The following is a 23,337-nucleotide window of genomic DNA, read 5'->3' on the forward strand; positions in this document are numbered from 1 at the left end:
TGACGCAGATATGGTACACATTTCCGGAAGTGCGGAGGTGGGTGGAGACGTAATCAGTTCTCATACAATAGATGTATCAGGTTCAATGAAATTTGTTGGTAAAATTCTAGGAAAAAGTGTGTATCTTCATCATGGTCACTGCACGCTTTCGACATTCAGTGCCGTAATCTACATAGTTCAGGGTCTGTCCGAATCATGAGAGGCATAACTGCAGACGAGGCAGATTTTTCAGGCAGTTGTCATGCTGCCAGTATAAAGACTCATGATCTTGAAAGCTCAGGAAGCATCAGGTCAGAGACCATTGAATCAGACGGCATTGTTTTAAGAGGCAGCATAAGATCTGAAAGTGTGGTATGCAAAGACATTGAGATAGAGATTTACAATAGCATGGGCAGAATTAAAAGCCTGGAAGCCGAATCTATTCTCATTGTTCCAAGGATGAAATTATTTTCCCATGGGGAAATACAAATAGAAACAATAAAATGCAAGAAAGGGGAATTCGATGGATTGAGATCATCTAGAGTCTTGGGTAATGAATTGCATTTCGGAGCAAATTGTACCATAGATTACGCTGAAGGAAAGAAAATCACTGTGGAAGATGGATCAAAAGTAAAGGAGAAAAAAATTGTGGAATAAAAGTAGAATGGGCAGGTGTTGGGTTATCATACCTTTACGGTTATTTTCCATGTCACTTATTTTAGGGTTTCCGATTTTTTCTGTTTCAAGGTATTATTAAAAAGTTTAACGGCTTTGAGAGCATCAACTTCATCCAGAAATTGAAATCCCCCTTCTCTTATTTCTTTTGATATTCTTCTTACACCCTTTACAGCATGTCTTGTTCCATGTTTCCTCGGTTCCAACTTTTCATCCTTTTTTCCATTCTGCTTAAGAGTTTCACTGTAACAGGCAGGTTTGTGTCGATTCCATTCATATCAAAGTGATGGATTCTAGGAATGAAAACAGAATAGTAGTTCATTTGGGAAACGGGATTGGAAACTGCAATGGCAGCCTCAATAGAATCAACTGGGATAGATTTGTATAACGCTTTTCCCTTGGGCTTTGTAAATATGACTCTTTTATCTGTAATTATGTAAACTCTTCTAGAGATTCTTCTAAGGTAAATATAGGCTGGGACAAATGACAGGATGAATATGAAAGATATATAGGAAATCAGAGGCAAATAAAAATAAAAAGGATAAATATTCCTGGGAATAGCCAATACCGACCCACTAAAAATAATAAATAAAAAAGCCTGTAATGCCGTCGTTTTGATTTTCTGATTTGTAAGGTATTTTTTTACACGGGATGACGGCTTGAAGTCTCCAAGAATCTTCTCGTCCGGACTTATAAATGTAAAACGCATAGCCGAATCAGCCTGAACGATTTTGGCAGGATCATATGGGTCATAAAAAAAACCACTATTTACTGGTTTTCCACAATTACTGCATATAGTATCATACCTCTTCAGTCTATGCCCGCAGTTATTGCATTTTGCATTCATTCCATTTTCAATAACGTTTAAGGTTTAAAATATTGTTGTGATTTGCAATGTGCAATAGGCATTCAGTCCTCCACTGCAGGCTCCATTCATTTTCTGCAATCTTTCATATACTGATATTGTGGGTAAGAGATCTAAGATATGAAGTTTTAAAAGTTGTAGGTTCTCTTTAAAAAGAATAGGTGAAGAGAATGAAACCAAATACGGTATTCCATGCAATTACATGTAAATCAAACTGCAGAATAAGATTACAAAAAAATATTGCGGGTCTGAATGGTTTTCCAAAGAGTATGTTTCTTCTATAACCAGAAATGTTTCTGACCAAGGTTCCATTATGGTTAACTTTTTTAGCTTTCTTTCAGACAAATACAGTAATTAAGCAACTATGAATCCATTATTATCATGAATAAAATCAGAATATGCATTGCTGGCGCTACCGGCTGGATAGGTAGTGCACTTGTACCTGCAGTGGTCAAGTCAGTTGATATGGAACTCGTTGGGTCGGTGGCACGTCAAAGTGCTGGAAAAAATCTTGGTGATCTTCTTAAACTCAATGATTTATCAATTTTAGTATCAGGTTCAGTGAAAGAGGCTCTGAGAACTAAAACTGATGTTCTCATAGATTACACCTCTCCTAATGCAGTAAAATCAAATGTTCTAACCGCTATTGAAATGGGTGTTCATACGGTGATTGGCACATCAGGACTGACTGATGATGACTATGCAGAGATAGATGATGCAGCAAGAAGATCGGGAGTGGGAGTTTTTGCAGCAGGAAATTTTGCAATATCTGCAGCACTTATGCTTCATTTTGCAACGGTTGCAGCTAAATTAATGCCGAGTTGGGAGGTGGTGGATTATGCTTCGGAATCAAAAATCGATTCTCCAAGTGGAACTGCATATGAAATTGCCAGCAGGCTTTCAAAAGTAAGAAAACCGGAAGCGGTTGTTCCAGATAGCAAAGTAAATGGTCCAGTGGAGAGCAGGGGCTTCAATGCCAATGGAACACACATCCATTCAGTGCGCCTTCCCGGTTATGTAATAGGTTCGGATGTGATATTCGGCGGAAAGGATGAGAGACTGACACTTAAATTTGAGGCAGGCACGCTCCCTGATACATATATTGAAGGAACTCTTCTTGCAACACGAAAAGTAAAAGACATGGTTGGTTTAACAAGAGGACTGGACAAACTAATCCTTTGAGGAATTTTCAGCAATAACTATTGGAAATAACCGCTAAGGTTATTAATCCCGTAGCCAAATTCTACAATCATTGAGAAGCAAAGAACATGGGAGTTTATAACGCCTGGACCTTAAGTACAAGGAGGCTTCCTGACTTAAACATTGAAATAGTCTCAAATTGACCAGATCTAAGAAGCCTGTATGGGGTCGTTGAAACTCGTTAAGCGTTCTTCGATGTGAGGTTGTTGGAATAATCTTCACTAATCCTGGTCTCCGCCCTTTCCCTCTATCCTGCTAATCTTATCTTCAGGAATTTCTCTTACTCTGTGAATTATTAGAAGGTTTAATGCATATTTATCCTTCAATTCAAAGCATTTCTCATATACGGATGATTCCCAAATATTAGATATTGCGTCGATTTCAGATTGCTCTATACATTCATTGAGTACCAGATTATAATCTAAATCTGTTCTTGCAATTAAAGCAATGTCTTCCAAATCTCTGTCTGTTTCAGTCATCCCTTTCATGAGAAAAATGTCTTTATTTGACAGTCTGTAGGTGGCGAGTTGAATTCCTGAAAATACTTTGCTGGCACACAGCTTAATTGAGTCGGATAAGACTAATTTTTTTGCAACATATTCAATGAATATCTCTTATCTGAATCCTTCAATATTCTGAAGAGCGGTCGCAGAAAGTTCATAATAGAGTTTGGATAATTCCTGAGACTGTAATAGGTAATATTCACAATTTTCAAGGGGACACATTAAAATTTCATGTTCTCGCAAGTCTTTGACAATCACATCAATGTCTCTAGTTTTAGGTTTCAATTTGGCTAAAGTCATAAAAGATCCACCAAGTAGGTAGATACTTAATTTATCACTGAAAACTCGATCCAACTTTATGGGTTCTTCAGTGATTTAACGGCATAAATTTGTATGAACACACCATAAAAGAATGCACCTGAAATAAAATTAGACTCTTATTTGTGGGACGAATTGAATACGCAAAGGGGATTTCTCAATTGATTTCTGCTTTCGAGAATATTGATGACACTGACTTTGAGCTTCACATAGTTGGAAGAGGGAGTGCGGAAAACATAATAAAAAATATTTTTGATTCAAGATTAATTTATCATTGTTTTTTTAATGATAAAGATCTATATGCCTTGTATGATAGCTGTGATGTCTTTGTTTTTCCTTCGTATCATGAGAATTTGTTAGCGGTTATCCTTGAAGGCTTGAGCTCCAGCTTCTACGTAATTACATCTGTTTTTATGAAGCCAAGATTCGATGAATTTGAAAAATTGAGTTCACTAGAATATGTAAATATAACAGAGCAAGCAATAAGAAAAGCGATAATCAGGGTAAAGGACAATCTAGAACACATCAGGTCCATAAAAAGGAAACGTGAAATTTATTCAACAATTAGCGAAAAATACGATTGGAAAAAATTAGTTGGTCAATTATGCGATCATATAACTAAAGTGTAAATAGAATTAATAAGCCAAAATTCGGAATTATCTTAGGATTTTCAGCAGGCCTACTTATTAGGCCTTTTACATTTTTTCTAATTAGTTCTGCATTTTAATCATCTCTTACTAAATTACTCAAGGCTTTACCGATTTTACCGCAATTAGAATATCCTGTCCCTTAGGCAAAACATTGACCCGAAAGTCACAAAAATGTTTATATTAAGTCCAACAATTGATACATGTGCATAAAACGGTAGCAGTCGTGAATAGTGCATCTTTCAATTCCGGCATAGGAAGATACGCTAATTTTCTGTATGAAGCTCTGAGACCAAACTCATTATTATTGAATCTGCGCATGGATAAAAACGTTATTTTTGATCGTGGAGAAACTATTAATGGGATCTCACCTCCAATAAGCAATGGCTGGTTTATAAACAGTCTATTGTATGATCAAGTTTTTAACAGAAAGCTTAAAAGGAAGGAAAAAGACGCAGTAATCCATTACTCATCCATAGTTGGAAAGCCATTAAAGGATTCCATAGCTACTATCCACGATCTCTTTTTTTTGAAATTTGATGACAATTTCTTTTACAACAGATGGTTAACTGACAATTTAAAATACTATAGAAAATTGGAGGATGTAATTACGGACTCCAATTATGTTAAAAAGCATCTTATAGACAATGGCTTTGAGGGGAGGATTACCCGAATATACCCACCAGTTTCCGATGATTTCGCACACATAGAGGACAAGAAAAAAATTAGGGACCAATTAGGTTTGCCTCATGAAAAGATTTTGATACTTGTTGTTGCAACAAAAGATAAGAGAAAAAATTTAAAAATCCTTGAACAACTGAAACTGGATGATGGTTTTAGAATAGTCAGCGTTGGTTGTACAGTAAAAGATTCCATTACTTTCAGAAACGTAGACGGGGAAAAACTAAATCTAATATACAATGCGTGTGATTTGTTACTATCTCCTTCATTGGACGAAGGATTTGGTTTCCCTGTTATAGAAGCTATGAAGGTTGGCCTTCCGGTTGTTGCATCAGACATTGAAATATATAACGAAACGACTATGGGTAAAGCTGTATTAGTAGACACTTCCAATGCTAATTCCATCAAAGTCGGTATTAAGGAAGCCCTTTCTAATATAGAATCATTATCGATTGAGGGCAGAACGCTTGCCTTAAAATATAGCTTTCAAAACTTTAGGAAGGAGATATTGGATTTTTACGAAAATATTTTACATGATCTGCTGTAATTTCGAAAAAATCCTGAACAATTCCTCATAAACCTCCATGCTCAAACAATTTCTTCCTGTTATACACTCCTCGTTAATGTCCATCATTATGGATACTGTTAGCCTCATGAGTGCATTTTCATTTGGGAATGCGCCCATTTGTTTTGTTCTTCTCTTAAACTCCAGGCTTAATCTTTTAATGACGTTTGTTGTTCTCATTCACCTGTAATCTGTTCTATTAAAGGCAATTTAGTTGTATAATGATAAATGGCTGCATTAAAACATATCAGATGACTTTTCCAGATCATTCTCCATGAGGATATCCTCTGATCTTGATTCTTGATATAAGAGATTCATTCTTTAGTGTTCTCTTCACTATGGAAGATAAAGATTCCCATTTCTTCTTAGGAATTATTTTTCATTAAATTCCTCATGAAATAAACATGTCAATATTTCCATGATGCATCAATGAAAGATCCTGTTACAGCCTCCATTATGCCTCTATGCCCATCAGATATGGCAAGTGCAACACCTTTTAACCCTCTTCTCTTCAGATAATCAGAGAATTATTGCGATTCCAGCGTGATCTCTGAATCGTATAATCAGGTTGGCAGGATCTCCCTCCTGCCTTCAGAATTTATCCCAATACATATTATAGAGATTTGTTACCATATTTTCCGGCATCCATGATCTTGAGATGTGTTGCATCTATGCATATGAATTTCATGGGCTGTTCAATCCATCTTTCCATGAATGTCCTGGCGGATGCATCAAGTTGTGATGAGAGTGAGGAAATGTATGATGCAGATACATTCTTCAATTCTCCAATCCAAGGGATTCTATTACCTTTATGACATTTAGTGTGGATAGACCATGCAGATAGGATTCAAGAATGACGGAATCAAGTGCCTTCTCTAAGGTTTCCAATTAATACTGCATATTTTTACCCCTTTAAATCTGAATTGTGCAGGGCCTTTTCAATTTTACAGCACTTTCAGTAAATTATCAAGAATCCTGTCAGATTGGTTGAATCAGAAAGTTAATGGAAAACCTCCATAATAAACCCTTTTCATGTAAGGCTTAAGCGCCTTCACCATAGCTTTCTCCATCTCGTCCTTCTTTGATGTCAGGGTATCAAATGCAGAATAGATCTTATCCTTCGTGATGTCATGGATGGGATAGTGTACTTTTCCTTGAGTATTAGGAGAGATACATCAGATGATAGTTCAATGATCCTCGATACAACAGATAAGAAAACTATAATGGGATATTCTCCCAGAATATTACATAGTGGATCCACGCCAAGATCATGTGAGAGTATTCTTGCTGCATATATGATTCCACATAGTTTTTGAGGCATTATGTCAAGCTTTCTCAGATCAACCTTATCCATGTGCATCTTCTTCTTCTCTATTGCAAACATCTTCCTGTACTTTTCAAGATCACTTTCAGATTCTATCCTGCCAAGATGTTTCAGTATCCTTGCCTTCTTTCTTCCATTATCGGATTAATCCTCTATGATCTGATCATACTTCCAGGAACGATTTCCCCTCTTGTTAACGTTAATCCTGAGTCTCATGTGCCTATGTTACATGAAGTATTTACATATGGGCATGTATAAACTTACAGACTATATTAGGAGAAAACCAGCATTAAAGGGGATTTTACAATTTTATATTTGAAACTTAAGTTCTGATAAAGTTCAGTATTGGGCAAAAAAATTTTATAAACAATGAGACGTTAAATCATGTCATGGCAAGGACCAGACTCATAGGTTTACAGAAATCGGAAACGGTAAGACAGGCTGCTGGTGAAAGTATTGGAAAATTTATCCTTATTGCTATTGTGGCAGGACTACCCGCTTTTCTGGAGGCATTTGACAGCGAGATATATTCCTTCGGGTCTACTTACATAGTTCCGGCTTTAACTGGCCCTTCCTACCTTACAATTGGTCTAATAGTAACAGGATATGCCATAGGTATTGCAGTGTTCAGTCTGCTAGGTGGTTTTTCATTTGACAGATTTTCAGTTAAGAACCTGATAATAATATCAGTGGCAATTTTTTCGGCAGCCACTTTTGCAACTGGGTTTGTTACAACCACACCAGAATTATTTGCTACCAGATTTGCGGTTGGTATCGGTGTTGGAATGTTTCAACCTGCAGGGGTAGCTATTTTAGGAGACCTTTTCTTTGAAACGAGAGGTAAAGCTGTATCAGTCTGGGCGACATTCTTTGGAGTGGGTCTGTTTGCAAGTCCTTATGTGATATCTCCGTTTCTTCCAGCTTTCAGGATTCCTTTTGAGATATCAGGAGGACTTGCTGTGATAATTTTGGTCCTGGTGTTTATATTTATTCCATCTACGTTTAAAAAAATCGGAAAACGCCCAAAAATAAAAATATCTGATGCTTTTAATTATAACATAATACTTCTTTCAGTCTCCATATTTTTCTTCGGAATAGCTCTTTTTGCAGGTTATCTAGGATATTTTTCAGACTACTTGATAAAGGGGCTGCTTTTTAAGAATTCTTCAGCTGCAGTAATAGCATCCTCTGCAGGTCTTGGAGGATTCATCATGGCTTTTCCCATAGGTTTTACTGCTGACAGAATAGGAAGAAAATATATGGTTATCTTTGCCTCAGGACTTGTTGCCCTTGGTTCCTTGGGGATGTTTCTCTTGACAACTAATTTTTTCGGGTTGGTTGCATTTACTTTTATTTTTGGCGCAGGATGGGGTGTTTATGTGGATATTCTGGTGGCATTGGGCCAAGATTCAGTAAGCGATACTATTGTTGGGTCCATAACAGGCTTTCTATTCTTTATTTTTAACGTTGGTACAATAATAGGAGGGCCATTGTACGCAGAGATTCTTGGGACAAATAATTACAGAACAGCTTCTATTGCTGCCGTGGTAATTCCTGCAATCATAGCATTCGTTGTAGTTTTATTCACAAAAAAGATTGTCTCCAGCAACATTGAAGAAAAACCCAAGTTCCTTATGGAATCTGAGAAAGGAGGCAAATGATTTCCGCCTTAATTGATGGCGTACATTGAATTAATATAATTTTGAAAATGTCCTGCATCATTCTGACTCCTATGAATAAATATTTCTATTAGAACATGTAAAAAAGGCTGTAAATTAAGGATCATGCGCAAATGAGTTATTAGAAATCCTCATAAGAAAAAGAAGGTTGACAGATCCTGACGAACACATAGACCCATGGACAGGGAAAATAAGAGAACGCTGAACAGATCAGCAGAGATAGATCACCTCAGAGATATTTTACACCTATAGATCTTGATTTAATTTTATTTGGCCATTATTATGTCTAAAAAAAAGTTCTGTTTCTTGTGGAAGAGTATATAAAGAAAATGTCAAAAAAAGTTCAGAAACACCAATTCATACCTTTTTCATTAAGGATAGGTAGGGAGTTGAACCCTATTAGATGGGATCTGCAGTCCCACGCATAACCGCTCTGCCACCTATCCCTACTGGACGGTATTTTCAATGCTTTTATTAATTTTGGGCTTTCCACCTCCCCTTATTTGAAGCAATTTAAATATAAATGGCGGATCAACGTACGATTCTGATGAGACTCATATTCCATATACTTTATCAGGGGGGTGAAATCAACATTCCCAAAGAGATTAAAAATAAATTCCGGAAAATAATAATCAGAAGAAATACAAGTGGATTTGAACTAGATATCCACACTGACAAGCTTGCCGAATCAATAGAATCAGTAAAATCATTGTACGATTTGCAGATGATCTCGTTCCCTGATTCAATTGAGCGTTCTTTTGAAATCCATGGAATCTTAAACAAGGATAAAATTGTCGAACTTTTAAAATTCTCAGAGTCTCTGACACTTCAGGAGCGATATTGGGAGTCGCACATCATTCTTGAAAATTTATGGAAGTCATCTGAGGGGATCAGACGATCATACTTCCAGGGGCTTATATTGATATCTGCATCAATGGTGCAGTACCAGATGGGTAACTTTTCGAAATCCTTGGAAATATATGGGAGATCGTGCCAGTTAATCAGGTCTTCAGGCATTAACAGAGATCTCCTTTCTAAATTCCCAAAGAATTTTTCCTACCCCATCTCATTGAATTATGAATCAATGCTACCTGATGAATGATCTAAGATCCTTAAGAAAGATATTTATCGCTTTCAAACATTGACGCAAAGATGAGCTATATCAAGGAGGTTCTGAATGATGAATACGACGGAAAGTCCGTTCATCTCAGAGGATGGGTTTACAGGACTAGAAGCAGTGGAAAACTTTCATTCATTGTACTACGGGATTCAACCGGAATTATACAGTTGCTTGCAAGTACAAAGAAACTTCCGGAAAATAAGTACAGAGAGATTTCATCTCTCACAATAGAAAGCAGTCTGGAGATAACTGGAACACTGAGAAAAGATGAACGGGCGCCCACCGGTTATGAAGTTGAGATCGAGGATTACATACTTTACCAGAGGAATGAAAACTATCCCATAACCAAGGATCAGGGTGAAGAATTCCTCCTTGATAACAGGCATTTATGGTTAAGAAGCAGGGAATTCACAGCAACAATGAAGGTCAGGTCCACTGTTTTCAAAGCTTTTGCTGATTTTTACTTTAATCTGGGTTACTATGAAGTTCAGCCTCCACTGATGGTCTCCACTGCAGCAGAGGGTGGATCCACTCTATTCAAAGTTCCATTTTTTGACGAAGAAGTTTATCTTTCTCAAAGCTCACAGTTCTATCTGGAGACCATGATATTCAGCCTTGAGAATGTCTTTACGATTTCACCGAGTTTCAGGGCCGAGAAGTCAAGAACATGGAGGCATCTCACAGAATACTGGCATGCTGAAGCAGAAGCTGCCTGGCTTCACAACGAGGAGATGATGCAGGTAGAAGAAAAGATGATTGAGTATATTGTTCAGGAGGTAGTAAAAAATAACTCTGAAGATCTTCAAACCCTTGGAAGAGATATTGAGTTTCTAAAAAAGATCAGGGCTCCCTTCAGGAAAATACGGTATGCAGACCTGATGAAAATGGCTGAGGATTGGGGGTTAGGGCTCAAATATGGAGATGATCTGGGGGCGGACGAAGAAAGGGCAATAATGGTGCATTTTGATAGTCCCATATTTGTTACACACTACCCATCCTACCTGAAGACATTTTACCATAAGCCGGACCCTGAAAATCCATCCGAAATTCTATGCCATGATCTTCTGGCTCCTGAAGGTTACGGAGAGATACTGGGTGGCGGGGAAAGAATATCAGATCTGGACACGCTTCTCAAGAGAATGGAAGAGTATGGTCTGGAAAAGGAAAATTATTACTGGTACCTCGATCTGAGACGTTATGGGAGCGTTCCCCACTCAGGTTTCGGACTTGGGCTGGACAGGTTGGTTCTGTGGATACTTCATCTTAATAATATCAAGGAGGCTATTCCCTATCCCAGAACAATAAGGAGAACTAAACCGTAGGATTGGTATATTGTCCGATTTCATAAATGCACTTAATGGAGAATATCATTCCAGAATACCAGTGTGGTTCATGCGCCAGGCAGGGCGTTACATGAGGGGTTATTCTGAATTCAGGAAGTCTAAATCAATAAAGGAACTGTGCATGAACCCTGAAATAATCAGGGAAATAACATACGAACCTGTAAGGGAACTTGGAGTGGATTCTGCAATAATTTTTTTTGATATAATGCTGCCAGCAGAGGCACTCGGTTTCCGAGTCGATTTTAGGGAAAACCATGGGCCGGTCATTGAAAATTCCATTGCCTCTGACCCTTCAATGAAAAAACTGCATGATTTCAACATTTCAGATTTTTATTATCCTCTGGAAGCATCCATCAGAAATTTCAGGGAAAAACACAGCAATGTTCCTATTATAGGATTTGCCGGAGGTCCACTTACCATTGCATCATATCTTATGGCGGGTTCGTCAGATCGGGATCTGTTATTTCTGAAAAAAACCCTTGGTTCAGATACTTCGTCATTTAGAAGAATAATGGAGATGGTCACTGAGATGGTCATACAGGTCTCTAAAATCCAGATCAGGGCCGGATCGGCTGCCATCCAGATATTCGACAGCTGGTCGGGAAACTTGTCTCCAAACACATTTTCACAATTCGTTAAACCCTACCTTGACGAAATCGTTTCAGATCTGTCAGGTTTAGTTCCATTGATCTATTTCAGCACGTCCACTGCAGGTCTCCTTAAGAATATATACGACTTGGGTTTCGATTTTCTCAGCCTGGACTGGAGAATGGATTTAAGGGAGGTCATGGAAAGATACGGAACTAAGAAAGGAATTCAGGGAAATCTCGATCCATCACTTGCAGAAAGATTCCCAGAACAGGCATTCAAGGAAGCCATGATGATAGCAAAAGACATGAGGGATTTTGACAGGTATATTTTTAATCTTGGACATGGTGTACTTCCTGGTACAGATGTAAAAACACTTAAGAAAATTGTTGAAATAGTCCACGGCGTGGAAAGATAATTATGAGGCATGCAGTTCTTTTGATGGCATACGGTTCTCCCACAAGCCTCGATGAGGTTCCTGAATACCTATCAGGTATTTACGAAGGAAAACCGGTTCCAGAGTATGCAATGACGGAAAACATGGAAAAATACAGGATGGTCAATGGCGTTTCCCCATCAAACGCCATTATCGATTCTCTTGTGAAAAAAGTCGGTGAAATGCTTAGAAAACATGGTGACTATTCCGTCTATTTTGGAACAAAACACTGGAAACCCTCTCTGGATACTGCAGTAAAAAGAATAAAAGATGATGGGATGGATATGATCACAGCAATTCCAATTTTTCCATTTGAATCACGAAATGTGGAAAATTCCTATAAAAAACCGCTTGAAGAGGCAATGCAGAAGGAGAATCTTAATTGCAAGGTAAATTTTATTAACGGATTCTCGAAACTTGACAGTTATCTTGATGCATGGAAGAAAAATATTCAGGAAGCCCATGCTGCTCTAGAAGGAACTCTCTTCCTCTTTTCAGCTCACAGTCTTCCACTGTTCCAGGACGAATCTCAATACAACATGGAATATTTTTCCTTTTCAAAAAAAATTGCTGAACAAACCAGATTGAAGAATTATGATATTGGATACCAGAGCAGGGGAAAATACGGGAAGGCATGGCTGGAACCATCTTTATACGATGTTGCTTCAAAATGGGAAAATAGGGGGATTAAGACAATAACTACCATACCAGTGGGTTTTGTTTACGATCATCTGGAAATCAAATACGATCTGGACCATGAATTTGGAGACTGGGTGCTGGATCACGGTATGGGGTATAGCAGAATTGATCCTCCAAACGATTCCCTGGAAATGGCGAAAGTTTTCGCAGATCTTGTAATATCGGAACAGTGACCTCGTACAGATCAGATAAATACAATATACTTCCCTGTTATGTGGTTTCATGAGTTCGTTGAACGTCTTAGTGTTTAATATTCCTGAAGTGTTGAGAGAGATTTCAAAGAAAAACACTGATAGCGATATTACAATTCATTCCAGAAAAGATGGAGATCTAATAACCACATTTCTTGAGCCATCAAGATTCCCGGAAAAGCTTTCCTCACTCACAGACTGCATATATCCTGCTGACTATGCAATCGTTGGGGTTGATGAGATAGACCGAAGTTTCGGTGAGGCACTTATGGCTCTGGACCTTATGGGAAAGACCCACGGACTTATGGTGGCATCAAATGAGGAAAGTGCTGAAAGAGCCAGAAAAATAACAAAAGGTACCGTTCTGGAAAAATATGAAATATACACTGGCAGTCCAATGGGAGTGGTTGAAAAACTTATTCAGTTCAAGCCTCAGAGAGAAGAGAGGGGGACCCTGGTTATTATTGACCATTTTTTCCAGGTCAAGAGCGTGGGCACAGTGATTCTTGGTTTCGTCCTGTCGGGAAAATTAAGCAAGCACCAGAAACTTTTCATATCAGGACTGAACAGGGAGGTTCAGGTCAGATCCATACAGATGCATGATGTGGACGTGGATGAAGCCCATTCCGGGTCAAGAGTTGGAGCTGCATTGAAAAATGTTGATGCTGATGAAATCCAGAGGGGAATGTTTCTCTCCGATAATTTACTGAAACAGGGGAAAGAAATATCTGGAAAAGTTATTTTCCACAGCGCTCTCAGGAAGGTTCCGGATGGGGACTTTGAAATATTTGTATCAGATGAAATGATCTACCAGCGCGGGCAGATGGTAAGCGGGAAAATGGTGCTTGACCGCCCTATTCCTCTTGTAAATGAAAGGCTTCTTTTCTCAAACCCCAACCTTTCCCCAAGGATTTTGGGGAAGATGGAGATAGGCAAATAAGATCAAAATTTTCATTCTTCAGGCAACTCTTTCATAGTTAAAAAATGCAGAATTGAACTTTCAGACAAGGGTCCTGGAGGCTTTCCTTTCCATCATTTCACCGCTGCCTATGTCATGCCTTACATAGTAATTTCCATTGATAATGTGAAGGTTCTCCTCCACAATGTCAGAAGCCTGGGGAATCGTATCAGCAATCCCCACCATTGCAAGAGACCTGGAAGTGGACATCTCCACCCTTTCAAGAGTCCCGGAAACTGCTGCATAATAAAGTCTGAGATTATGAGGCATGGATTTTCTTTCAATAGTAAGAACACCAGTCTCAGGTTTTGTTCCATAGCCCCGTGGGACGATATATTTCAGGACTGTCGCCTTTTTTTCAAACTCTACGTTCATGTGCAGGTTTCCATTAGCTATTTCGTAAAATATGTCATATATGCTGCTCTTCATGAGTGAGAGAACATTCATGGATTCAGGATCGGCAAACCTGGAATTTATCTCAATTACAACCGGTCCATTTTCCGTATCCATAAACTGTCCGTATAATACGCCCCTGAAAGGTGAACCCTCCTTTTTGAGGGCATCAATTATCATGGAAGTTATATTCAGAGCCTTTTCAACACTTGATTTTCGTATGAAAGGCAACCCATCCGCCCCAGAAATTGATCCCATTCCGCCAGTATTGGGGCCAGCATCATTTTCATAAGCTCTCTTGAAGTCCTGGACAACCGGCATTGGTTTAACATGTGTTCCGTCAGTGAATACCTGAAGGGAAAACTCCTCTCCAGTAACTCTCTCCTCAAGCAATACCCTTCCGTCTCTCCCTATTATTGAAGATGCATAGTCAACAGCCTCTTCCATTGTTCCAACCTGATCACCCATGACCTTCACACCTTTTCCTCCTGTGAGGCCAATAGGTTTGATTGCGTATTCTTTCCCGCTCTTTTTGAGAAAGCCCTTAAGTTCTGTTACAGACCGAAATACAATAGAAGGTATGTTTCCCGGTATACTGTATCTTGTCATAAGATCCCGCATGAATTCCTTTGAGGTCTCAATTCTCGCAGCCTTTCTATCAGGGGAGGCAACAGCTATCCCGCTTGACACAAGCCTCTCTACAAGTTCAGTCTCAAGCACAGGATCCGGGCCTATGAACGCCAGTTCAACCCCTTTTTCAACTGCAAATCTCTGAATTCTTTTGAAGTCTGTTTCCTCGCATACAATATGTTCCTTTGACAGGGAAATAATTGACGGATTTCTGTTCTTTATGGCAGAATATAATGAAGCACCACTCCTAACAAGACACCTTGCCACAGCATCCTCCCTTCCTCCGCTTCCAACCAGAAGTACCTTAGTTCCCATTGTTCAGACCCTCCCCATTATTCAAACGTAACTCTTCAAGTTTCTTTTTGTCAACATTGAAATATGTGAAGAATTTTTTTGTTACAGTGAAAATATCTGCATTTCCATCTCTTTTGACAGTTATGAATTTTTTATCAACAAGGGTATCTGTGATAAATTCATACCTGCTTCCGAATCTTTCCCTTAAATCGGTGCGGTTTGTCCGGTTTCTTGCAACGATAAATCCCAGGACCCTCAACTGGTCCCTGTTCAACTCCCTTTCAGCCACCATGTCTGCAAGTTCAGAGTATTCATGCCTCAACTGTATTCTGTATTTTTTGCCCAGTTTTGCAATCTCAATAGCACCTTGTCTTTTTTCATATTCCCTGATCAGCGATCTCAGGATCTTGGATGTCTCCTCCTTAGGAGTTTCCAGCAGTTCTGAAATATCTCCGAGAGAGAGTGGAACAGGAGATGAAAATAGAAGAGTCTCAACCTTATTTTTAATATCCATCATGCTATAATAATTTAAATGGATAAAAGAGATTCGCATCTCCCATTACTGTATTCCATGCTATTCTCAAATTATAAAAAAGGAAAATGGAAGCATCCCTCCTCATAGCCTTACTTCCTGTTTTGTGGCATCAGATTCATTTGCTGCATTGACTATTTTCACAACAATCTCGCCATCTTTAACCTGCGCAATAGTGCTTTTCCTTCCGCTGACAAGATCCACGAAAGATGACACTTCCTTCTGGTAAACATTCCCATCCCCATACTCCTTGATGATTTTTCCCCCTTTCTTCAGTGAGCAGGCTACAGATGTACCAAAGATGTTTTCGGCTACAAGCGTTGTTTTGCTACCTTGAATCACAAGGCTGTTGAATGCGCCGGCTATGGATCGGGACGAAAGGGCTTCCCCTACTGTATCTCTGTAACGCATTATTATTGTTTCAGTATCTTCGATCAATCTTCCCTCCGGTCTCTTGATTCCATAAACTGAATCAGGTTTTCTGCCAAGAATATAGTTTATGGTATCTATTACATGAACGCCAGTACCCATGACCGAACCACCACCAACCTTGTCATCCTCTGACCACCATCTGCTGTCAGGATCCATTCTTGATCCTGTAGAAAGATGTGCCCATGTTCCATGTATATGTGCTATTTCGCCAAGTTCTCCATTGGAAATCATTTTCTTGATATCATCCACTGCGGGGTTAAATCTCATGTGAAAACCAACTGCAATGTGGAGATTCTTTTTGGCTACAAGATCTACAAGCTTCTCCGCTTCAACATTTTTTAACGTCATCTGTTTTTCAACGAGAACATTTTTCCCTTCATTGATGGATCTCTCTGCATGCTGGAAATGCATAAAATTTGGAGATGATATGTAAACCGCCTCGAATTCAGAATCCGAGAAGAACCTGTCAAGGTTGTCATAAGGTTTCGATCCATATTTCATGCTCTCTTTTTCTGCTTTTTCCATATTCCTGCTATATATGGCGGAAATCTCATTTCCCGAGGATTTTATTGCTGGCATCACCCTATTCATTGCATGATTTCCAAGACTTATTATCCCAAACTTCATGAGGTCAGATATAGCCTGATCATTAAATGTTTACGGTTTCAAATGTAATATCCGTAAGGTAATTTCATCAACACATGCATTGGCTATTTTAAAGATTAAGCAGCCAAAATTTATATGCATGGCCTACCTGTAAGGATAATGTCCGAACAAGTGTTCGTAAAATCTAATATTCATGATTCAGAAGAGAACCTCTCTAATCCACTTTCAGACAACCATAGGGACCTCAGTTCAAAATCCATGTTTACAATCTGGTTTGCGTCAAATCTCACCATCGGGGATTTTGCGGTTGGATTTATTCCAATATATCTTGGCCTTGGAATAGAGGTTAGCATTGCTGCACTTGTCATTGGAAGCCTTATGGGTGGGGTGCTTCTCGGGTTGATGAGTTCAACCGGCCCAAGATCTGGCCTTCCTCAGATGGTGTCAAGTAAATTTGCCTTTGGATTAAGGGGTTCAAAAGTTATGTCTTCACTTCAGTGGGTGAATACCGCCGGATGGCTTTCTGTTAATCTTATACTGGCTGCATTCGCTCTCAGTGCACTGTTTCATGGTCTATATTTTGTTCTTTCACTGGTTATTGTTGCCCTGGTAGTTGCATTGGCTGTTTCAATGGGACATAAGGGAATTCACACATTCGAGAGAATCCTGTCAATTATACTTGGAATTCTTTTCCTTTTCATAATATACACATCATTACGGCATCTCCCTGCACTGGGATCATACAGCGCTTCCTACAGTGTAACCGCGGCAGTGGGCTTCGGAATAGTTCTTGCCTCCTCGTTTTCCTACATTATGTCATGGGGGCCATATGCGTCGGACTATTCCAGATTTGTTCCCTCCACCTTCTCCAGCAGAAGTGTTTTTTCATGGACATTAGCAGGATCATTCATAGCATCAGTATGGGCTGAGATAGCAGGGCTTATGGTAGCAGTCATATCGGGAAATCCAAACGGTAATCCGGCAACGGATCTGGCCTCCATCATGGGAAAATTCGGATATATAGGTCTGATATCCCTATTCCTGGGAGGACTTTCAGCCAATGCATTGAATCTTTACTCAAACTCCATTTCACTAAGGAGTACAGGGATAAAGATAAATCGTAAAATCATAATAGGGTTGGTTACTCTGTTTTCAGTTGCTCTTGGGATCATAGGGTACAACAATTTTTATGCATTTTATGAAACCTTTCTTTTCATCCTTGATTACTGGATAACCCCATGGATAGGGGTTATGGTTGCAGAATTCTTCATAGTAAGAAGAATTTCTGGATCATCATCAATAACACCCGGTTTCAAGAAGATAGGATTCATCTCTTACCTGCTCTCCATAGTTATATCCATCCCATTCATGAACCCAGGAGTGATCTTCATAGGTCCCGTTTCAAGCCTGATGGGAGGTGTGGACACCAGCTATTATGTTTCATTTTTATTAGCAATTGTCCTGTACGTCCTGCTGTCCAGGTATTATAATGATTCAAAACCTGTACCTAAAAATTTAGGTAAAGCAGGCGCATAACCATCAATGGCCATATATTCAGACAGAAAACTCATGGACCTGGTGGACAGGGGGATGATCATTTCTGAGAATTTTTCAAAGGACAGCCTGACGCCAAACGGTTATGATCTTAGGATAGATCTTATAAGGCTTCCAGGAATGGATGATCTGGCTGAGGCAGAGATTCCGCCAATGACATTTTTTCATGTTTCAACCTTGGAATTTATCAACATGCCTGGAGATGCAATTGGGGAGATCTGGATAAGGTCAACATATGCAAGGAAGGGTTTGATTGCATCCTTTGGTGCTGTAGATTCTGGGTTCCATGGCAATCTCACACTATCATTCTTCAATGCATCTCAATCATACATTGCCCTAACCAGAGGAGAAAGGATTGCACAGATCATCTTCCACAGCACAGATCAGGAAGTTGAAAAAAAATATATGGAGAGATCAGGAAACTATCAGGACAGCAGGGGAATAATAACGGAGAGTAAAAATCATGATATTTTCCAGTGATATGTGGAAACGATTTGAGAATGTTTTACACAGGATAAGAAATATTACAAAAATACCGCCGAAAGGAGATGGAAAAAATGAGTTTTAGGGATCTGGAGTTTAATATTACTGAAAAGGTGAAGAGCAGTGTTGATGATATGTGGAAAAGGTCGGAAAATGTTGATCTCATAACCACATTCTGGCATGGAATAAGAGATCTGAAGAAGAATCCTGACGGAACTTTCTCCATAAGGTTTGCATTCCCGGCAAATGGAATTATGAAAATAGAAAAGGATGCTGAAAACCATATCTTAAGGGAAATTTATCTTTCAGGCCCATTCAAAGGGACCAAAGAGTTAAAATTAACCAATTCTGACGGCACTGAATGCGTTGTTACATGGAAAATAAAGCTATCCACACTTTTGGCTTTCAGGAAGGAATCACTGAAAAAACATTTCGGAGAAGGGACAGTCAGTGCCATAAAGCGCATGGACGACTACACTGAATCCCCTCTATCCTGATCCTGGGCAACCTTATGCGCAGGTATACTGTATTCCAGGATCTCCCTGCTTGGGTAGGATTCCGGAAATATGCCTCTGGCCTCTTCAACAAGTGTTTCCACATTATCCACCCTTGGGCTGTAGTGGAACAGGTAAAATCTCTTCACCCCAGCCTTCAATGCTATTTTCGCAGCCTGCCTGGATGAAGAGTGCCCAAATTCGTTAACCTTTGGTTCAAGCGATGAATCGGTTGTCGTGTCGTGAATCAGTACGTCTGCATCCCGTGCAAATTCAGCCATGCCTTCCATGGGCCTTGTATCCCCAGTATAGACTACCGTTCTTCCCTTCCTAATTCCTGCAGAAACATCCTGGATCCTGTACACCTTCCCTTCATAAAAGACAGAACCCTCCCTCCTGAGTTTTTCCAGCATCCTGCTGGGTATCCCAAGCTGTTTTGCCTTTTCACCGTCTATCTTCACAAGATCTTTCTCATGAAACCTGTAGCTGTAGGCAGGAACCGGATGGTCATTCTTATGGACTGTTACTGTAAAGGTCCTGAAGTCATACTCCTCATTAAGAAGCAGTTCATTCACTGTTATCCTGAAATTCAGTGAATAGTAGCCCACATTGAGTGCATTGCTAATAATGCTTATTGCACCAGGAGGCCCATATATATTCAGGTCCCCATCTCTTCCATTGAAGGACATGCTTTGGACAAGCCCCAAGAGTCCAAGAAAATGGTCTCCGTGAAAATGAGTGATGAATATATTATCAATCTGCATGAAGGAGAGGTTGCTCTTCATTATCTGTTTCTGTGTTCCTTCACCGCAGTCCAGAAGGTTCAGTGTATCATCAATTTGCAGTGCTATGGATGGGAGGCCCCTTCCCGGAAAAGGCCAGGAACCGCCTGTGCCCAGAAAAGTTATATTGACAATTGAAGCCATTAATCCCTATACCTTATCCTTTAATTATGATTTCCCAGGCAGTGAAATATAAGTTCTGGATCTGCTGACAGCGAAGGGCAGCTCTTCAATTGTGCTGACAGCAGCATTCCTCTTCAGGTATTCCCAAAGGTATGTATCCGCCTTGCCACCGGAACTCACAAAGAATTTCTCTATGTCATCCCTCAACCTTCTCCCTTTGGCGTCAAAATCGGTGAGGATAATTATCCTGTTGTATCTTTCTTTCAACTCCTCAGAGAATCTTACAATACTCAAGCCGCTGTTGAATATTATTATTTCACCTGAAAATTCAATCTTTCTGAGACTCTGGACATCATTTTTTCCCTCTACGACAATAGGCGTATCAAGATTTTTTTCTCTGTATTTATCAATAATTTTCAGCATTCCCGAATGATCAGGCTGCATTGTAAATGCTTAAAGAAACAAAGTGAATAAAGTTTAGCATGGCTGGGTCAATCTCTTTTTCCTAAAAATGCATTCAGTCCCAGAACCTCTTGTTTTTGGCGAACTCTATCTCTGCAGTAAGTATTGATCGGATCATATCATCTTCGCTGGAGTAGCTCACCTCAAGCAGCCTTGAAGCCGTTTCCGGCCCTATTCCTCTTGCTGCCAGCACTATTACTGCCTGCATCCCCCTCTCCCTTATGAGATGTGCATTCTTTGAAATTCTGTTTCTTGTCCGTGCTAAATCGTAATTTTTCTGGTCATTAAGCATCTCCCGTTCAAAGGGTGATAGTGAAGCCACAAGGCTACTGCCGCATTCAGGGCATTTCAACCTTTTTATATCACGTATTTTCTGAGTCCTGACATTGCCGCATGAAGTGCAGTAAAGCGTTACCTCCTCATTCATAAGCCTCTTCTTCACAGTATCAAGTATGGTTTTGGTGGGTTTGAGAGGTGCAACCCTTTCGGAATAATGCCTGAGAAAAACCTCTGAACCCTGGGATATGCTGTTTCTGCATTCAAACTGCACTTCGTTCCTGTTCATCTTCAGCAGATAATCCTTCAGGGTATCCATATCCATGTAGTCGAACATGAGTTTCCTTATGGAATCCGTGAAGAGTGGGGACTCCCTGTAGGCGTCAACGATCTTCTCAAACCTTATCCTGTTCAGGTCTGCATCATTGCTGATCACTCCAAACTTTTTTGCTTCATACAGGAATACTCCAGTGAAGAACCTTGATCTTCTGGCTGAGCTTTTCACATATTCCTCCACCTTTTCCGGATCTATTCCCCTGATGATTCTTTCCATCTCGTTGGGGAGAATCTTTCTTGAACTCCTGATGTAGATGTGGTAGGGCGAATAGTCCATTTCAACGCTTTCTCCGGTGATTGATGTAACTATCATTGAGAGTATCTCTGCCAGTGCAAAGTTCCCCTTTGTGCCCAAAAGTATCTGGATTATGTTTTCTCCTCCTCTGGTCTCTATAACCACCCTGTCCATTGTGGCATTGTGTTCCCCATACCATTCCATAAGCCTAGATCTTGAACCGGGTGACACAAATTCAGGTATTATGGATCTCTTCCTGTTCTCAGATACCTTTGTTGTCACATCCATGAGCACAGGAATATCCTCTCCAGACCATTTAGGGGCAATGGCCGCAGTTGCAAAAGGTTCCACAAAAATCTTTTCGCTGTCTAGTCTTATTGTCCGCCATGTTGACCCCTTTATTACAAAGTAGCTCCCCGGTTCTATTTCATCAACCACATATCGCTCATCAAGAGTGCCGATGAACTTCTTGTTTATTACATCAATAACCTTGTAATTTTTCTCGCTGGGGATCATGGATATATTTTCAAGGTAATAGTTCAATATGCCCCTTCTTCTCCTGATCTCGTTGTTTTCAAACCATATCTTGCCGGTGGAGGCTAGGAATTCAACTGTTCGAATAAAATCCTCCTTTTCAAGATTCCTAAACGGATATGTTTTCTTCACGGTGTTGTAAAAAGTATCAGCGTCAATCCTACCCTTGATATTTATCTCAGATATGATCTGGTTTACAACAGTGGCAAGCGAGTTCTTCCTTATGGCTATGTTTTCCAGATGCCCTTCAAGGACATAGGAGACTATTGCCGAAGCTTCTTCTAGCTCAATTATATCGCTGCATACAATTTCTCCCATTGAGATCTTCTCTATCCAGTGCCCCGATCTTCCTACTCTCTGTATAAGTTTATTGATCTGCCTTGGTGAATTGAACTGTATAACCAGATCAGCAGATCCGATATCGATCCCCAGTTCCAGCGAGGATGTACAGATAAGCGCTTTAATTTCTCCACTTTTGAATTTAGTCTCAGCTGTTTCCCTTGCCTCCCGGGAGAGGGAACCGTGATGGACATGAACAGGTATTTCTCCAAAATACATCTTCAGCCTGAAAGCTATGTCTTCCGCAACACTTCTGGTGTTGACAAAAACAAGAGTTCCACGATGGCTGTTGATCAGGTTCCATATGTGTAGTATGGCCCCTGCATAGTCGTCTTCACACCCCATTTTTTCGGAGGCATCAGATGGAGCTTTGTCCGGAATAATGACAGTTATATCCATTATCTTCCTTGGGGTGGCGGAGACAATCTTCGCCTCTCTTACAGGGGAGAGATACTGGGAAAGTTCCTCCGGATTCCCCACGGTTGCCGAAAGACCGATAATCTGGAAATCTCCGCATATATCTCTGAGTCTTGAGATTCCAATGGCAAACTGTGAACCCCTCTCATTCTGTGCTGTTTCATGAAGTTCATCAACAATGACATATTTAATTCTGGAAATTACGTCTCTCAACCGCTTGCCGTTAATGAGAATCTGAAGTGATTCCGGCGTTGTAACCAGAATGTCAGCAGGTTCAACTACAATCTTTCTCTTTTCAGCCTGTGATACGTCACTGTGCCTGACCTGAACCCTTAGGCCAAGAATATCTCCGTATTTTACCAGCCGGGAAACCATGTCACGGTTGAGGGATCTCAGTGGTGTTACGAAAAGCGTGGATATCTGCCGTGGTTTTTCCCAGAGTATCCTGCTGAAAATGGGGAGCATGGCAGCTTCTGTCTTTCCACTTCCCGTCGGTGAAAGCAAAAGCGCATTCTCTCCCCTAAGAACATGTGGTATGAACTTCTCCTGGGCTTCAGTAAGTTTTGTTACACCTAGCTTTTCCAGCATATTCCTGACATCAGGATGAAGCAGGCTTACCGATCCTTCAATGGTACTTTCCATTC

26 protein-coding genes and 1 tRNA gene are annotated in these 23,337 nt (G+C 40.0%); 14 read left to right on the forward strand and 13 right to left on the reverse strand.

The genetic code is table 11. From position 1 onward, the window contains the following. Positions 1 to 10: 10 nt before the first annotated feature. Together OXIME_RS02210 and OXIME_RS02215 are read left to right on the forward strand one after the other, a co-directional pair. Positions 11 to 199, forward strand: coding sequence for a hypothetical protein (locus tag OXIME_RS02210; protein WP_393971855.1), 189 nt, complete (start codon positions 11 to 13; stop codon positions 197 to 199). Continuing rightward, positions 196 to 636 (forward strand): hypothetical protein, encoded by a 441-nt coding sequence (locus OXIME_RS02215; protein ID WP_393971856.1) that lies wholly within the window; start codon positions 196 to 198, stop codon positions 634 to 636. The genes OXIME_RS02210 and OXIME_RS02215 overlap by 4 nt, the downstream gene beginning before the upstream one ends. A gap of 187 nt (positions 637 to 823) precedes the next feature. Here OXIME_RS02215 and OXIME_RS02220 read toward each other — a convergent pair whose 3' ends face one another. Further along, on the reverse strand, positions 824 to 1,363 hold the full coding sequence (locus tag OXIME_RS02220) for a hypothetical protein (RefSeq protein WP_393971857.1): 540 nt from the start codon (positions 1,361 to 1,363) through the stop codon (positions 824 to 826). Positions 1,364 to 1,900: 537 nt separating this feature from the next. On the opposite strand from OXIME_RS02220, the gene dapB reads away from it, so the two are divergent. Continuing rightward, positions 1,901 to 2,701 (forward strand): 4-hydroxy-tetrahydrodipicolinate reductase, encoded by an 801-nt coding sequence (gene dapB / locus OXIME_RS02225; protein WP_393971858.1) that lies wholly within the window; start codon positions 1,901 to 1,903, stop codon positions 2,699 to 2,701. A gap of 239 nt (positions 2,702 to 2,940) precedes the next feature. On the opposite strand, the gene OXIME_RS02230 is transcribed toward dapB, so the two are convergent. After that, entirely contained in the window at positions 2,941 to 3,198 is a 258-nt protein-coding gene (locus OXIME_RS02230; RefSeq protein ID WP_393971859.1) for a hypothetical protein, read from the reverse strand. A gap of 452 nt (positions 3,199 to 3,650) precedes the next feature. On the opposite strand from OXIME_RS02230, the gene OXIME_RS02235 reads away from it, so the two are divergent. Together OXIME_RS02235 and OXIME_RS02240 are read left to right on the forward strand one after the other, a co-directional pair. Continuing rightward, positions 3,651 to 4,169: a glycosyltransferase gene (locus tag OXIME_RS02235; RefSeq protein WP_393972233.1), complete on the forward strand. Its 519-nt coding sequence runs from the start codon at positions 3,651 to 3,653 to the stop codon at positions 4,167 to 4,169. Positions 4,170 to 4,392: 223 nt separating this feature from the next. Then, positions 4,393 to 5,415: a glycosyltransferase gene (locus tag OXIME_RS02240; RefSeq protein WP_393971860.1), complete on the forward strand. Its 1,023-nt coding sequence runs from the start codon at positions 4,393 to 4,395 to the stop codon at positions 5,413 to 5,415. Here OXIME_RS02240 and OXIME_RS02245 read toward each other — a convergent pair. From OXIME_RS02245 to OXIME_RS02260, 4 genes are all read right to left on the reverse strand, one after another. After that, positions 5,398 to 5,613, reverse strand: coding sequence for a transposase (locus tag OXIME_RS02245; protein ID WP_393971861.1), 216 nt, complete (start codon positions 5,611 to 5,613; stop codon positions 5,398 to 5,400). The genes OXIME_RS02240 and OXIME_RS02245 overlap by 18 nt on opposite strands. A gap of 227 nt (positions 5,614 to 5,840) precedes the next feature. Further along, the gene (locus OXIME_RS02250; RefSeq protein WP_393972234.1) at positions 5,841 to 5,948 is read right to left on the reverse strand and encodes a transposase; all 108 of its coding nucleotides are present in this window, start codon (positions 5,946 to 5,948) and stop codon (positions 5,841 to 5,843) included. A 98-nt stretch (positions 5,949 to 6,046) separates the two neighbouring features. Further along, positions 6,047 to 6,214, reverse strand: coding sequence for a transposase (locus tag OXIME_RS02255; protein ID WP_393971862.1), 168 nt, complete (start codon positions 6,212 to 6,214; stop codon positions 6,047 to 6,049). A 306-nt stretch (positions 6,215 to 6,520) separates the two neighbouring features. Then, the gene (locus OXIME_RS02260; RefSeq protein ID WP_393971863.1) at positions 6,521 to 6,817 is read right to left on the reverse strand and encodes a hypothetical protein; all 297 of its coding nucleotides are present in this window, start codon (positions 6,815 to 6,817) and stop codon (positions 6,521 to 6,523) included. A gap of 329 nt (positions 6,818 to 7,146) precedes the next feature. On the opposite strand from OXIME_RS02260, the gene OXIME_RS02265 reads away from it, so the two are divergent. Then, positions 7,147 to 8,418 (forward strand): MFS transporter, encoded by a 1,272-nt coding sequence (locus OXIME_RS02265; protein WP_393971864.1) that lies wholly within the window; start codon positions 7,147 to 7,149, stop codon positions 8,416 to 8,418. A gap of 392 nt (positions 8,419 to 8,810) precedes the next feature. Here the strand turns inward: OXIME_RS02265 and OXIME_RS02270 are convergent. Next, a tRNA-Cys gene (locus OXIME_RS02270) sits at positions 8,811 to 8,882 on the reverse strand. A 101-nt stretch (positions 8,883 to 8,983) separates the two neighbouring features. Here OXIME_RS02270 and OXIME_RS02275 point away from each other — a divergent pair. The 5 genes from OXIME_RS02275 to OXIME_RS02295 are packed head-to-tail and all read left to right on the forward strand — an operon-like array spanning position 8,984 to position 13,753. Further along, positions 8,984 to 9,538 (forward strand): DUF309 domain-containing protein, encoded by a 555-nt coding sequence (locus tag OXIME_RS02275; RefSeq protein WP_393971865.1) that lies wholly within the window; start codon positions 8,984 to 8,986, stop codon positions 9,536 to 9,538. A 50-nt stretch (positions 9,539 to 9,588) separates the two neighbouring features. Beyond that, positions 9,589 to 10,878: an asparagine--tRNA ligase gene (gene asnS, locus OXIME_RS02280; RefSeq protein WP_393971866.1), complete on the forward strand. Its 1,290-nt coding sequence runs from the start codon at positions 9,589 to 9,591 to the stop codon at positions 10,876 to 10,878. Positions 10,879 to 10,888: 10 nt separating this feature from the next. Beyond that, a complete protein-coding gene (gene hemE, locus OXIME_RS02285) occupies positions 10,889 to 11,905 on the forward strand; it encodes a uroporphyrinogen decarboxylase (protein ID WP_393971867.1) in 1,017 nt (338 codons plus the stop codon). Between the two features lie 2 nt (positions 11,906 to 11,907). After that, complete coding sequence (hemH, locus tag OXIME_RS02290) at positions 11,908 to 12,795, forward strand: ferrochelatase (protein ID WP_393971868.1); 888 nt, start codon at positions 11,908 to 11,910, stop codon at positions 12,793 to 12,795. A 49-nt stretch (positions 12,796 to 12,844) separates the two neighbouring features. Continuing rightward, entirely contained in the window at positions 12,845 to 13,753 is a 909-nt protein-coding gene (locus OXIME_RS02295; protein ID WP_393971869.1) for an EF-Tu/IF-2/RF-3 family GTPase, read from the forward strand. A gap of 60 nt (positions 13,754 to 13,813) precedes the next feature. Here the strand turns inward: OXIME_RS02295 and purD are convergent, their stop codons facing one another. From purD to OXIME_RS02310, 3 genes are all read right to left on the reverse strand, one after another. Continuing rightward, positions 13,814 to 15,109: a phosphoribosylamine--glycine ligase gene (purD, locus tag OXIME_RS02300; protein WP_393971870.1), complete on the reverse strand. Its 1,296-nt coding sequence runs from the start codon at positions 15,107 to 15,109 to the stop codon at positions 13,814 to 13,816. After that, on the reverse strand, positions 15,099 to 15,602 hold the full coding sequence (locus OXIME_RS02305) for an SMC-Scp complex subunit ScpB (RefSeq protein WP_393971871.1): 504 nt from the start codon (positions 15,600 to 15,602) through the stop codon (positions 15,099 to 15,101). The genes purD and OXIME_RS02305 overlap by 11 nt, the downstream gene beginning before the upstream one ends. A 102-nt stretch (positions 15,603 to 15,704) precedes the next feature. Further along, positions 15,705 to 16,679, reverse strand: a complete 975-nt coding sequence (locus tag OXIME_RS02310; RefSeq protein WP_393971872.1) for a Gfo/Idh/MocA family protein — start codon at positions 16,677 to 16,679, stop codon at positions 15,705 to 15,707. A 138-nt stretch (positions 16,680 to 16,817) separates the two neighbouring features. Between OXIME_RS02310 and OXIME_RS02315 the strand changes: the two genes are divergently transcribed. The 3 genes from OXIME_RS02315 (at position 16,818) to OXIME_RS02325 (ending at position 19,192) form a co-directional block, all read left to right on the forward strand. After that, positions 16,818 to 18,194, forward strand: coding sequence for a purine-cytosine permease family protein (locus OXIME_RS02315; protein WP_393971873.1), 1,377 nt, complete (start codon positions 16,818 to 16,820; stop codon positions 18,192 to 18,194). A gap of 6 nt (positions 18,195 to 18,200) precedes the next feature. Continuing rightward, a complete protein-coding gene (dcd, locus tag OXIME_RS02320; RefSeq protein WP_393971874.1) occupies positions 18,201 to 18,692 on the forward strand; it encodes a dCTP deaminase in 492 nt (163 codons plus the stop codon). A 77-nt stretch (positions 18,693 to 18,769) separates the two neighbouring features. Next, positions 18,770 to 19,192, forward strand: a complete 423-nt coding sequence (locus OXIME_RS02325) for a hypothetical protein (RefSeq protein ID WP_393971875.1) — start codon at positions 18,770 to 18,772, stop codon at positions 19,190 to 19,192. On the opposite strand, the gene rnz is transcribed toward OXIME_RS02325, so the two are convergent. From rnz to OXIME_RS02340, 3 genes are all read right to left on the reverse strand, one after another. Next, on the reverse strand, positions 19,168 to 20,115 hold the full coding sequence (rnz, locus tag OXIME_RS02330) for a ribonuclease Z (RefSeq protein ID WP_393971876.1): 948 nt from the start codon (positions 20,113 to 20,115) through the stop codon (positions 19,168 to 19,170). The genes OXIME_RS02325 and rnz overlap by 25 nt on opposite strands. A 24-nt stretch (positions 20,116 to 20,139) precedes the next feature. Then, a complete protein-coding gene (locus tag OXIME_RS02335) occupies positions 20,140 to 20,538 on the reverse strand; it encodes a toprim domain-containing protein (protein ID WP_393971877.1) in 399 nt (132 codons plus the stop codon). Positions 20,539 to 20,611: 73 nt separating this feature from the next. Further along, positions 20,612 to 23,335 (reverse strand): DEAD/DEAH box helicase, encoded by a 2,724-nt coding sequence (locus OXIME_RS02340; RefSeq protein WP_393971878.1) that lies wholly within the window; start codon positions 23,333 to 23,335, stop codon positions 20,612 to 20,614. Positions 23,336 to 23,337: the final 2 nt, after the last annotated feature.

Source organism: Oxyplasma meridianum, from assembly GCF_038024865.1.
GTDB lineage: Archaea > Thermoplasmatota > Thermoplasmata > Thermoplasmatales > Thermoplasmataceae > Oxyplasma > Oxyplasma meridianum.